12 protein-coding genes are annotated in these 12,357 nt (G+C 55.3%); 11 read left to right on the top strand and 1 reads right to left on the bottom strand.

Annotation, left to right across the window (positions count from 1 at the left end):
• Positions 1-16: 16 nt before the first annotated feature.
• The 3 genes from ACFFLD_RS16015 to ACFFLD_RS16005 all read left to right on the top strand — a co-directional run bounded on the left by ACFFLD_RS16015 (position 17) and on the right by ACFFLD_RS16005 (position 2,561).
• Complete coding sequence (locus ACFFLD_RS16015) at positions 17-1,117, top strand: amino acid ABC transporter permease (protein ID WP_386042126.1); 1,101 nt, start codon at positions 17-19, stop codon at positions 1,115-1,117.
• A gap of 108 nt (positions 1,118-1,225) precedes the next feature.
• Positions 1,226-1,954 carry an amino acid ABC transporter ATP-binding protein gene (locus tag ACFFLD_RS16010; RefSeq protein WP_386042866.1) on the top strand — a complete coding sequence of 243 codons (729 nt, stop codon included), beginning with the start codon at positions 1,226-1,228 and terminating at the stop codon, positions 1,952-1,954.
• Between the two features lie 208 nt (positions 1,955-2,162).
• Positions 2,163-2,561 carry a RidA family protein gene (locus tag ACFFLD_RS16005; protein ID WP_386042124.1) on the top strand — a complete coding sequence of 133 codons (399 nt, stop codon included), beginning with the start codon at positions 2,163-2,165 and terminating at the stop codon, positions 2,559-2,561.
• A gap of 4 nt (positions 2,562-2,565) precedes the next feature.
• Here ACFFLD_RS16005 and ACFFLD_RS16000 read toward each other — a convergent pair whose 3' ends face one another.
• Positions 2,566-3,153, bottom strand: coding sequence for a histidine phosphatase family protein (locus tag ACFFLD_RS16000; protein ID WP_386042122.1), 588 nt, complete (start codon positions 3,151-3,153; stop codon positions 2,566-2,568).
• Between the two features lie 172 nt (positions 3,154-3,325).
• Between ACFFLD_RS16000 and phnD the strand changes: the two genes are divergently transcribed.
• The 8 genes from phnD (at position 3,326) to ACFFLD_RS15960 (ending at position 12,224) form a co-directional block, all read left to right on the top strand.
• Positions 3,326-4,318: a phosphate/phosphite/phosphonate ABC transporter substrate-binding protein gene (gene phnD, locus ACFFLD_RS15995; protein WP_386042120.1), complete on the top strand. Its 993-nt coding sequence runs from the start codon at positions 3,326-3,328 to the stop codon at positions 4,316-4,318.
• 56 nt (positions 4,319-4,374) lie between these two features.
• Positions 4,375-5,172: a phosphonate ABC transporter ATP-binding protein gene (gene phnC, locus ACFFLD_RS15990; RefSeq protein WP_386042118.1), complete on the top strand. Its 798-nt coding sequence runs from the start codon at positions 4,375-4,377 to the stop codon at positions 5,170-5,172.
• Positions 5,159-5,971 (top strand): phosphonate ABC transporter, permease protein PhnE, encoded by an 813-nt coding sequence (gene phnE, locus ACFFLD_RS15985; RefSeq protein ID WP_386042116.1) that lies wholly within the window; start codon positions 5,159-5,161, stop codon positions 5,969-5,971. The genes phnC and phnE (ACFFLD_RS15985) overlap by 14 nt, the downstream gene beginning before the upstream one ends.
• Positions 5,965-6,774, top strand: a complete 810-nt coding sequence (phnE, locus tag ACFFLD_RS15980) for a phosphonate ABC transporter, permease protein PhnE (protein WP_386042114.1) — start codon at positions 5,965-5,967, stop codon at positions 6,772-6,774. The genes phnE (ACFFLD_RS15985) and phnE (ACFFLD_RS15980) overlap by 7 nt, the downstream gene beginning before the upstream one ends.
• A 68-nt stretch (positions 6,775-6,842) precedes the next feature.
• Positions 6,843-7,271, top strand: a complete 429-nt coding sequence (locus tag ACFFLD_RS15975) for a host attachment protein (RefSeq protein WP_386042112.1) — start codon at positions 6,843-6,845, stop codon at positions 7,269-7,271.
• Between the two features lie 124 nt (positions 7,272-7,395).
• Positions 7,396-7,983 carry a PDC sensor domain-containing protein gene (locus tag ACFFLD_RS15970; protein ID WP_386042109.1) on the top strand — a complete coding sequence of 196 codons (588 nt, stop codon included), beginning with the start codon at positions 7,396-7,398 and terminating at the stop codon, positions 7,981-7,983.
• Complete coding sequence (locus ACFFLD_RS15965) at positions 7,980-10,091, top strand: methyl-accepting chemotaxis protein (RefSeq protein ID WP_386042107.1); 2,112 nt, start codon at positions 7,980-7,982, stop codon at positions 10,089-10,091. Before ACFFLD_RS15970 ends, ACFFLD_RS15965 begins: the two co-directional genes overlap by 4 nt.
• Before the next feature lie 24 nt (positions 10,092-10,115).
• Positions 10,116-12,224 (top strand): methyl-accepting chemotaxis protein, encoded by a 2,109-nt coding sequence (locus ACFFLD_RS15960; RefSeq protein WP_386042105.1) that lies wholly within the window; start codon positions 10,116-10,118, stop codon positions 12,222-12,224.
• Positions 12,225-12,357 lie beyond the last annotated feature (133 nt).

The raw sequence follows: 12,357 nt of genomic DNA, 5'->3' as shown, positions 1-12,357 counted from the left end.
GCCGGAGGCGACACTAATGATTCACAATAAAGACACCATCCCTCAGCGCCCGGCCCCTAAAGGTACTATTGGCCCGATTGCCTGGCTGCGTGGCAACCTGTTTAACGGCCCCATCAACAGCATTTTTACCCTGCTGGGGCTGTACGTACTGTATTTGCTTGTGGTGCCCACCATCCAGTGGGCGTTCATTGATGCCGACTGGATAGGCACCAGCCGTGAAGACTGTTCACGGGTCGGCGCCTGCTGGGTGTTCGTTAACGCCCGTTTTTCCCAGTTCATGTACGGCCTTTATCCAAGTGAGGAGTACTGGCGCGCCAATATCGTATTTGCCATGTTTGCAGGCATTATCGCCTGGATGGTCATTCCACGCTTGCCGTTTAAGCGCTGGATGGCACTGTTTGCGTTGTTAGCGTTCCCGGTCATCGCGTATGTGCTTTTGCACGGTGGTTATTTTGACTTGCCGCGTGTTTCTACCCACCGTTGGGGCGGCTTGATGCTGACCCTGCTACTGGCCAGCGTGGGCATGATTGGCGCCTTGCCTATCGGCATTGTGCTAGCCCTGGGCCGTCGCTCCAAGATGCCGATCGTCAAAACCTTCTGCGTTATTTTCATTGAGTTCTGGCGCGGCGTGCCGCTCATTACCATTCTGTTCATGGCCTCGGTAATGTTACCGCTGTTCCTGCCTTCGGAAATTAGCGTGGACCGCCTTATACGTGCCTTGATTGGCCTGACACTTTTTCAAAGTGCCTATATGGCAGAGGTGATCCGCGGCGGCTTGCAGGCGATACCCAAAGGCCAGGACGAGGCGGCGGCAGCGCTTGGCATGACCTATTGGAAACGCATGGGTTTGATCGTCATGCCCCAGGCGCTAAAAATGATGATTCCTGGCATCGTCAATACGTTCATATCGCTGTTTAAAGACACTACCTTGGTCATGATCATCGGCCTGTTTGACCTGCTGGGCATTGTGCAAGCAGCGCTTGCCGATCCGCGCTGGCTTGGCTTCTCCCTGGAAGGGTATGTCTTTGCCGCGTTCGTCTTCTGGATATTCTGTTTCAGCATGTCGCGCTACAGCCAGTATTTGGAGCGCAAGCTCAATACCGGCCATAAGCACTAGTTCACGTGCCAGCGCCGCCTCTCTTTACGTTTTAAGTAGGATTTGAACATGACACAAGCAGCCACTAACGCCTCTGGCACCAGCATGTCTAAAAACACGTCTGACCTGATGGTTGAAATGCGTAACGTCAACAAGTGGTACGGCGATTTTCACGTACTGCGAGATATCTATCTTGAGGTCAAGCGCGGCGAGCGTATCGTGGTGTGTGGCCCGTCAGGGTCGGGAAAATCAACCCTGATTCGCTGTATTAATCATCTGGAAGAGCACCAAAAGGGTGAAATTGTCGTGGGCGGCGTCCCCCTCACCCAGGACGTTAAACGTATTGAACAAATTCGCCGCAGCGTTGGCATGGTATTTCAACATTTCAACCTGTTCCCTCATCTAACGGTACTGGAAAACTGCTGTATTGCGCCGATGTGGGTACAAAAAAAGCCCCGTAAAGAGGCCGAAGCGCTGGCGATGGAGTACCTGGAACGGGTGCGTATTGCCGAGCAGGCCACTAAGTACCCAGGCCAGCTTTCGGGCGGCCAGCAGCAGCGTGTAGCCATTGCTCGCTCACTGTGCATGCACCCGGACGTCATGCTGTTTGATGAACCTACATCAGCACTTGACCCTGAAATGATCAAGGAAGTGTTGGATGTCATGGTGGAGCTTGCCGAAGAAGGCATGACCATGATCTGCGTCACTCACGAAATGGGCTTCGCCAAAACCGTGGCCGATCGGGTGATCTTTATGGATCAGGGGCAAATTATTGAAGAGAACGCACCGGAACCGTTCTTCAATAATCCACAGTCAGAGCGTACTCAGCTCTTTTTGAGCCAGATTCTGGGCCATTAATCCACAGCTCCAGCGGCCAGGTAGCTGTTGATAAGTACGTCATCATGGGCCTCTTTTGAGGTCCATGGTGTTTGAAAGGCTTTAAAACAGACGGCTCCCCCACGCGTCAGGCGAGCATAGCGCGGTATTGTTGGGGTTATCGTGCCTCCAACAAGATGGCTCCGTTGCTCCGCACTTCACCACTACATCATTCAAAAAGGGTAAAAGCATGATTGAAAAGCTATTTATTGACCGGGCACCACAACCTATTGCGCCTTTTTCTCATGCCTGCCGCGTAGGCGATCTGGTGTTTATTACCGGCCAAATGCCGACAGTGCCTGAAACCAATGAAATGTTGCTAGGTACTTTCACCGAGCAGACCCATCGGGTCATGCAAAACCTGGCGATTGTATTGGAAGAAGTCGGCAGCGCCTTTGAGTATGTGGTGCAGTCCCGCGTATTTATTACCAATATGGGCCACTTTGACGAAGTGAACCAGGTATACGCGAGCTACTTCCCCCAACCATTACCCACCCGTACCTGTATTGGAGTGACCGGCCTTGCGGGCGGCGCCGATGTGGAAGTCGATATGATCGCCTGGATTCCTCCTACCCAAGACAACGCCTAATTGCCTATAAGAGCGTTACGCTGGCGGGCAGTAATGCGGGCTGTTCACGATGCTGGCTAAGCGGCTTATTAGCCAGCGCCGTCAGCAGGATTTGTAGCGGATCCCCGTGGCTCACCAGCAGAATCGTTTCGCCTGTGTACTGCTGTTCCAACCCCTCTATTACTGCGCGCATCCGCGCCGCGACCGAGCTTACCGATTCCACCCCATGATGCCCATGTTCGGCATCATCAGCATCCCATGCCCATACATCGGGATAATATTCGTCAGCTTGCCCGTCAAAATCACCAAAGTATCGCTCCCGTAAACGCTTGTCGGCGGTCATCTCAAGCTTAAAAGCACGTGTCACACGAGCGGCCGTTTGCGTGGTACGCAGAAAGTCGGAATGCACCACCTGAGTGGGTATTGGCCATGTCCACGCCACCACTAGCTGGGCCATTTGCTGCTCGCCGATAGCTGAAAGCCCAAACGCCTGAATACCACGTTCGGGACTGCTAATAATTAATCCTTGTTGATTTGCCTGGCTATGACCATGGCGCATAAGCAGATAGCGATTGCGCCAATGGTCTGAGAGCGGCTGTAAAGTATTTGACATAAGTTTGTCACAAACCCTAGATTGAAGGTGTCTACTTTCGAAAATAATCATTCTTTGCGCGCAATGTCCACATACGAAACATTTTCGTTTTTGACAGTGGCAAAACGCAGCGAAGAGAACATGGCAATATCTGTAGCAAGACCACAACAATAACGCACAAATGAGGTTTACCATGGCACCTTCGCGCTTTTGCAAGCGTCCGCTTGCACTACTCACAGCAGCATCACTCTTTTTACCTTTCGTTTTGCTCTCAACGCCCGCCTTTGCTGAATGTGAACGCGGCGATCTGGATACTATCTATTGCGATGAAGATGGCGACATGGTCGCTGACCGGCCGTCTGATGAGTCCGAATGGGCCAATCCCGACACGCTGATCTTTGCTTATACCCCCGTCGAAGACCCGGCGATCTACTCGGATATCTGGCAGCCTTTTATCGATCACTTAGCGGAAGTCACCGAGCGAGATGTGCGCTTCTTCGCGGTACAGTCAAACGCGGCTCAAGTTGAAGCCATGCGCAGCGGGCGGCTACATATCGCGGGCTTTTCCACGGGCCCAACACCGTTTGCGGTCAATTTAGCCGGTGCCGTGCCGTTTGCGTTAATGGGATCTGACGACGGCCAATTTGGTTACACCCTGCAGCTGTTTACCCACGTCGACTCCGACATTCACGCGGTTGAGGACCTCAAAGGTAAACGTGTCGCCCATACCTCGCCCACCTCTAACTCAGGTAACTTGGCCCCTCGCGCACTGTTGCCTGAACTCGGCATCACCCCCGATGAAGACTATGAAGTGGTTTACTCGGGTAGCCACGACCAATCGATGCTGGGAGTCGTTGCCAAAGATTATGACGCTGCGCCAGTGGCCTCTGAAGTGGTTGAGCGAATGGCCGCACGCGGCCTTTACGATGAAGAGGACGTGCGGCTGATTTTTGAGTCCGACCGTTTCCCCACCACCTCATATAACTACGCCCACAACCTGCACCCGGATTTGGTCGAAAAAATCGAAGAGGCCTTTTTCAGCTTTGATTTTGTTGGCACCGAGCTGGGCGAAGAGTTTGAAGGCGTCGAAAAATTCATCCCCATTAACTACCAAGATAACTGGAAAGTGATTCGTACCATCCAAGCGGCCAATGATGTGAGCTATACGCCGGAAAACCTGGAGTAAACGTAACGCACCGCCACCGGCGGTGCGGGTATTCTCTTGACGATGGATGCGCACACATGCTGGAAATCACTAATCTGGTCAAACGCTATGGCCATAATGAAGCCGTGCTAAAAGGGCTCGACCTCAAGGTAGAAGGAAATAGTGTTGTTTCTATCGTAGGCGCCTCGGGTGCTGGTAAAAGCACCATGCTGAGATGTATTAATCGTTTGGTCGAACCGACATCGGGCTCTATCAAGCTCAACGGTAATGAACTTGTCAGGCTTAAAGGCGCTGAATTACGCCGCGCGCGCCGCAAGATAGGCATGGTGTTCCAGGGGTTTAATCTGCTGGACCGATTAACCGTCATGGAGAACGTACTGGCTGGACGGCTAGGTTACGTCAATCTCTATCAAGCGATATCTCGCCGTTATCCACAGGCAGATATCGAGCGTGCGTTTGTACTGATGGAGCGCGTGGGCATTGCCCATTACGCCAACAAGCGCGCTGATGAACTATCCGGTGGCGAGCGACAACGAGTAGGCGTGGTTCGCGCATTAATGCAGGAGCCTGAAGTCCTGCTTGCCGATGAACCCACCGCCTCGCTCGACCCGCGCACATCCGAGCAGATCATGATTCTGCTGCAAAGTCTGGCCAGCGAGCTGTCGCTGCCGGTATTGATCAATATCCACAACGTTGCTCAGGCCAAAACCTATACCGAGCGCATTGTGGGCCTGCGCCATGGCAAGATGATCTTTGATGGCTTACCTGCTGATTTTAATAAAGATGCGCTAGATGCCATCTACGGCGGTATTGAAGCACCGGACGATGCCATTACCGACACCCCAGCGGAGGAGCGCTCCCATGACTCCGCCTGACGCGCGCGCCACCGTGCCGCGCACCTGGAAAAAGCCGCCGTTTATAGCCAATCCTATACTGCGCTATGGGTTAATGATGGTGGCAGTGATCTACCTGGTATGGGCCTTTGGCTCGCTTCCCTTCAACTGGGCGCGTATCTCTGAAGGACTGCCCCGCGCCGCACGGATCTTTAGCGGCGGCTTTCCACCCAACCTTGAGCGTTACGAGCTGCTTCTGACCGGTTTCAAGGAGAGCTTTCAGATCGCCATTCTGGCCACGCTACTGGGTGTTTTTCTATCGATCCCCTTTGCCGTGATGGCGGCCCGCAATATTGCTCCAATGCCCGTCTATGTCATTGGCCGAGCAGTGATTATCGTCTCGCGCAGCTTTCATCCCGTGATTGTCGCCATTCTCTTTGTTGCCGCCGTGGGATTTGGCCCGCTGGCGGGTATTCTGACCTTGACGCTCTACTCAATCGGATTTGTGGGTAAGCTGCTTGCCGAAGAGATAGAAGAGATCGACTGGGGCCAGGTAGAAGCCATGAAAGCGGCTGGTGCGGGCTACGTGGCCATTCTGTTTTATGCCGTTTTCCCGCAAATACTGCCACGCCAAGTCGGGCTTTCCATGTATCAACTAGACAGTAATCTGCGCGCCTCTGCGGTCGTCGGGATTGTCGGTGCCGGGGGCATTGGAGGTACGCTCATGAACGCTTTTGGACGCTACGATTACGATTTCGCGTTTGCGATTCTGCTCATTATCATCGCGGTCATTTTGCTCAGCGAAGGTATCAGCGGGTGGGTAAGGAAAAAAATATGGTAGATCACGCACAGCAGCTTGCCGACAGGGTGTGGCAACGCTACGACCGCAAACAGCGCCTTATCCGTTACGCCGTCCTCTTGATCACATTAATGATAGTGGTATGGGCGGTGAGCGATATTGATATTTTCTGGCCCTGGGTATGGGATGCGCCCAATCAAATATCGGCGCTTGGAGCACGCATGTGGCCGCCCAGCTCAGCCGGACTAAATGACATTATCGCGGCACTGATAGAAACGGTGCATATCGCCACTCTGGCGACCTTCCTGACAATTTTCCTGGCACTGCCAGTGGCCTACATTGCGGCTCAAAACACCACGCCCAACCGAGCCTGCCTGTGGCTGGGGCGGTTTATCCTGGTTTCCAGCCGCTCGGTGAACACCATCATCTGGGCGCTGTTGTTTGTGGCCATCTTCGGCCCCGGCGTGCTGGCGGGCATTCTCGCCATCGTGTTTCGCTCCATCGGCTTTATCGGCAAGCTGATGGGCGAAGCGATTGAGGAAATTGACCGACGTCCAGTAGAGGCAATGGAAGCCACCGGTGCATCCAAGGCTAAAGTGATTGCCTACGCGATTGTGCCGCAAGTGATGCCCGCCTTTTTTGCCATCGTCATACTGCGCTGGGATATCAATATTCGCGAATCAACGGTGCTGGGGCTGGTGGGCGCCGGGGGGATAGGCGTTATTTTGCAAGGTGCGATTGATACCTTCGCCTGGCCTACCGTGGCGACCATTTTGATTGCCATTATTGTGCTGGTGCTGATAGGGGAAGCCGTCACCAGCTTGTTGCGTAGCAAAGTATTGTAAGCGTTTGACCTAGCGCCAATCGCTTGCCATGGTTAGAGAATAACCAACGACATGGAGGATGGACAACGATGACAACCTATATCGTGGTAGCCGACGCCGCACGCGCGCGCATTTTTACCCGTGACGGAATGACCCTCACGGAGCAGGAGAGCCTGGTGCATGCTGCAGGGAGACTGCACGAAGGTGACCTGATCACCGACCAGCGCGGCGATGTACAAGAATCCATGTCCAGTACCTCACGCTCGTCAGGCCAAGAGGACGTTGCCTCTCAGCATGAAAACGAGTTATTTGCCAAAGAGGTAGCCAGCCATCTATATAGCGCTCGGGTGGATAACCGTTTAGAGAAGCTCATTGTGGTCGCGCCGCCCAAATTTTTGGGCTTGCTACGCGACAAACTCGATGGTCCGACGCAAAAGCTTGTTATCCATTCGCTTTCAAAAGATTTGAGTAAAGCATCGCTAAACGACATCCAGCATGCCGTTAGCGACCTGCGCTAAAACTTCAACGTTTATTAAACTTTAGCATTAAAGATAACGTCGCTCTCGTCGATAGCTAAAGGGTCACCCTTTTATCTTGTGTGTTCTCAACACACTGATACAGAACTCGACCCAGAGAGCGACTATGCCTGCATCATCAAGAGCCCTTACTCTACTTGACTCCCTGGTCGTTCTTACCCCTATGGTTAATGGCAATGCTCGCCATATCGCCATAAAAAATTATAAAAATCAACATATTAAAATCTATGCCGACGCTGTAAAAGGCAACATGCAGGCCAATCGTGATGCCCCGCTCATTGCGCTGCGTCAGTTAGCGGCTTCAAGCAGTTTAACGTGCACATACATTGCCCCCCCATCAGATGCCATTCTTTCTGATAGTCGGCAGCTTCCCAACGATGACGGTTCACGTCAGCGGCCCCGGTACGAGAGGGCAACAAAGGCTCAGAGCACCGTTATTGCTGCGCCTTATATAGATCCATTCGAGAGATTGATGGTCGCCGTTTTCCGCCCGTTATACCGGATGGGCCAGTTGGTCGCGGTTATCGGCGCGGCTATTTCGATGCGAGACATCATCAAGACGGTATCTGCTATCCCGCCTGCACCGTCTAGCCTTGGTTTTCTAATCACCGAAGTCGGCACGCTGGTTGAGATATCGGCCAACGCCCTCTACCCCCTAAGCAGCTATTCGCACGCATTGGACACCATAATATGAAATTCAAGTCTGTCCGTACGTTAATCACTACCCTCGTGGGAGGCTGTATTCTGCTGGTCATCGCGGCGCTGGTGATATTTTCACTCATTGCCAGCAACCGCTCCCAGGCGCTGGTAAAAGATGAGACCCAGGAGCTGATGGAGCGCAACATCGAGGCTCGACTAACAGCGGTGGCTGCAGCCCGGGCAGAGGATATCCAGGGCGAATTTGACCACGCCTTGACGATTGCCAAGACCCTCGCCGAGACGAATAGCATGCTAGGCCAGGTAGATGAAGATGGCCAACCGTTATTGAGCCTCACCCGGCGCGAGCTTTCCCTTCGTCTGCGTCAGGCGGCGATCAATAACCCCGAGCTGCTGGCCACCTATGGCGCCTGGGAGCCGAATGCATTCGGACTCGATGCGACATATATCGGTCAGGAAGGGCTCGGCTATGGCGACGACGGCCGCTTTCGCCCACTTTGGTACCGCACCGATGGTGGCGAGGTGGAGGGCTTGCCCCTTGATGACGCGCTGGAGAATGAAACGCGGCAATCCGGCGGTACCCGCGTGGGTGAATTCTATCTATGCCCCAGAGATACACTCCAGACCTGCATTACCGACCCCACTCCTTATGACTATGGCGGCACTATCGTCATGGCCACTTCCTTTAGCGTGCCAGTCCTCGAAGATGGTGAGTTCCGCGGCATCGTGGGCGTCGATCTCTCTGCCAACTTTATTCAGACCGTTCTAGAAGATGCCAATCAGTCGCTTTATGAAGGCGCGGGTGAAATGGCCCTGATTGCCCCAGGCGGCAGCTTGACTGCCCACACCGCCCTGCGCGAGTCGCTTGGCAACTCGGTAACCGAGGTATTGGATAGCCCACTTCAGACCCGCATCGCCCAGGCCCAGCAGGGGCAAGTCGTGCGTCACCAGAGTGACGAGACGGGTATGGTCGAGCTCTACTGGCCCTTTACCATCGGCAGCAGCGACAACGCCTGGGTCTTGATGATACGCCTCCCGGAAAGCGCCGTTATGGCAGGGCTTAATCGACTCCAGGATAAGCTTCATGAGCAGAGTCAGGCCTCCACCTGGGCCATGATCCTGATGGGTCTGCTGATCGCTCTGATTGGACTGCTGATCAGTTGGCTACTTGGCTCCAGCATTTCTCGTCCGCTGCGCGAGTTGGCCAACAGCATGCGTGACATCGCCTCTGGAGAGGGTGACCTGACCCAGCGCCTGCCGGTGCGCGGACGCGATGAGGGGGCAGAGCTAGCCATCCAGTTCAACGCCTTTGCAGTGAAAATCCACGACGTGCTGGTCGATGTCCGTGCCAGCAGCGAGTCGGTTCACCACGCGGCCACCGAAATCACTCTGGGCGGTCAGGACCTGTCGCGGCGTACCGACCAGGCAGCCGCCAGCCTGCAGCAGACCTCTTCGGCAATGGAAGAGATCAGCAGCACCGTGGGCCACACTACCAGCGCCTCCAAGGAGGCCAGCGGCCTGTCGCAGAACGCTTCTGAGCTTGCCTCGCGCACCAACGCCGCCTTTGGCCAGGTGGTCACGACCATGGATGAGATTCGCACCACCTCCGACGAGATTCAGGCCATCGTCAAGGTGATCGACGGCATCGCCTTCCAGACCAACCTGCTAGCGCTCAATGCCTCGGTGGAAGCCGCCCGCGCCGGTGAACACGGCCGTGGCTTTGCGGTGGTCGCCGAAGAGGTGCGCATGCTTGCCTCGCGAAGCAGCGAAGCGTCGGCGGATATCCGCCAGCGTATTGGTGCCTCGACCGAGAAAGTCGAGAGCGGCACCCAACTGGTGCGCGACGCCGAACAGGCCATGCACGAACTCTCCGATAGCGTCATTCGCGTTAATCAAATGCTCGGCGATATCAGCACCGCTGCCAGCGAGCAGAACGACGGCATCGGCCAGGTGAGCATAGCGGTCAGTGACCTTGACCAGATGACCCAGCAAAACGCCGCGTTGGTCGAAGAATCGACCACCGCCGCCGAACAACTCAAGGAGCAGGCCGACCGACTCGCCGAACTAGTCGGCGGTTTTACCCTGGCGGATGGGCATAGCGTCAGTGAACCACAACAGCTGCCCGCTCCCCCGTTACGTCACTGATTAACAATAAAGAGAAGTATTGCCATGAAATTTAAATCGGTTCGTACCTTAATCACTACCCTGGTGGGAGGATGCATACTGCTGGTCGTGTCAGCACTCGTCATCTTCTCGGTCATTGCCAACGCTCGTTCCCAGGCGCTGGTCAAGGATGAAACCCAAGCGCTGCTGGAGCGTAATATCGAGGCAAGGCTGACAGCGACTGCCTCGGCGCAGACCGAAGAGATACAGGGCGAGCTTGAACATGCCCTGACGCTGGCCACATCGCTTGCCCACACTAACGCCATGATGGGGCTGGAGGGGGAAAATGGTCAGCCGCTCTTGACCATGAGCCGCCGTGAACTGTCCATGCTGACGCGCCAGACGGTGGTCAACAACCCCGATCTGCTGGACGCCTTTATCGGTTGGGAACCCAACGCCTTTGGCAGCGATGCCCGCTTTGCCGGACGCGAGGATCAGGGCTACGGCCCCGAAGGGCGCTTTATGCCTTGGTGGTACCGCACCGCCAACGGTGACATTGAAGTACTGCCGCTGGGTAGCGACATGGAGAACCAAACACGCGGCGACGATGGTATTCGCAAGGGTGAATACTACCTCTGTACCAAGGAGACTCTGCGCAGCTGTATCGTCGACCCTCACTGGTACGACTACAACGGCGAGCGGCTACTGGTCACCTCGTTCAACGCCCCCATTATGGCCAACGGCGAGTTCCGCGGCAGTGCCGGGGTAGATTTAGCGGTGGATTTTATCCAGGGATTACTGGAAGAGGCCAACCAGTCGCTTTATGAAGGCGCGGGCGAAATCATTCTGGTCGCCTCGCAAGGGGCACTCGCTGCCCACACCGGCGATCCTGAACTGCTCGGCGCGCAGGCAAGTGTACTTCCAGCTTCTCTGCAGGCTGCCATTGCCCGTGCCCAACAGGGCGAGCAAGTACGCAACCTGGGCACTGAAGACGGCATGATAGAACTCTACTGGCCATTTAACATAGATGAGAGCGGCAACCCCTGGGTGCTGGGCATTCGGCTACCTGAAAGCACCGTGATGGCTGGGCTCTATAACATGCAGGAGCAGTTGGATGATCAGGGGCAGGCCTCCATGTGGGGCATGATTCTGATGGGGCTGATAATAGCTCTCTTTGGTCTGCTGGTGAGCTGGCTGCTCGGCACCAGTATTTCACGTCCGCTACGCGAGCTGGCTAACAGCATGCGTGATATCGCCTCCGGCGAGGGTGACCTGACCAAACGCTTGCCAGTGCGTGGGCGTGACGAAGGAGCAGAGCTTGCCACCCAGTTCAATGCCTTTGCGGTTAAAATCCACGACGTGCTGGTCGATGTCCGGGCCAGCAGCGAGTCGGTCCACCACGCGGCCACCGAAATCACTCAAGGCGGTCAGGACCTTTCACGGCGTACCGACCAGGCAGCCGCCAGCCTGCAGCAGACCTCGACCGCCATGGAAGAGATCAGCAGCACTGTAGGTCACACCACCAGCGCATCGAAAGAAGCCAGCGGTTTATCACAGAACGCTTCCGAACTCGCTTCCCGTACCAACGACGCCTTTGGTCAGGTGGTGGCGACCATGGACGAGATTCGCACCACCTCCGACGAGATTCAGGCCATCGTCAAGGTAATCGACGGCATCGCTTTTCAGACCAACCTACTGGCGCTGAATGCCTCGGTTGAGGCCGCCCGCGCCGGTGAACACGGCCGTGGCTTTGCGGTAGTCGCTGATGAAGTACGCAAGCTTGCCGGGCGCAGCAGCGAAGCGTCGGCGGATATCCGCCAGCGTATTGGTGCCTCGACCGAGAAAGTCGAGAGCGGTACGCAATTGGTGCGTGATGCCGAACAGGCCATGCACGAACTCTCCGATAGCGTCATGCGTGTCAATCAAATGCTTGGCGATATCAGCACCGCTGCCAGCGAACAGAACGACGGCATCAGCCAGGTCAGCATTGCGGTCAGCGACCTTGACCAGATGACCCAACAAAACGCCGCATTGGTAGAAGAATCGACCACCGCTGCCGAGCAACTCAAGGAGCAGGCAGAGCGACTTGCCGAGCTGGTCGGTGGCTTTACGCTTGAAGGAGATAATCCATTAGCCAATCAACAGCTGCCTTCACCTGCAACCCGGGTTTATTGATCAGCCACCAACCGGCCCTTACCCAAGGGCCTTATTCCCCAACCGTCATTTTGACCAGCGTGCGACGACCCATTCTTTTTAATGTTGTCGTCGCGCATGCCGATAAGTTACGAAGCTGTTCAGCTTCTTGAGT

It is taken from the genome of Vreelandella sulfidaeris, from assembly GCF_042429665.1.
Lineage (GTDB): Bacteria > Pseudomonadota > Gammaproteobacteria > Pseudomonadales > Halomonadaceae > Vreelandella.
This window is presented reverse-complemented; position numbering and strand designations above follow the sequence as displayed.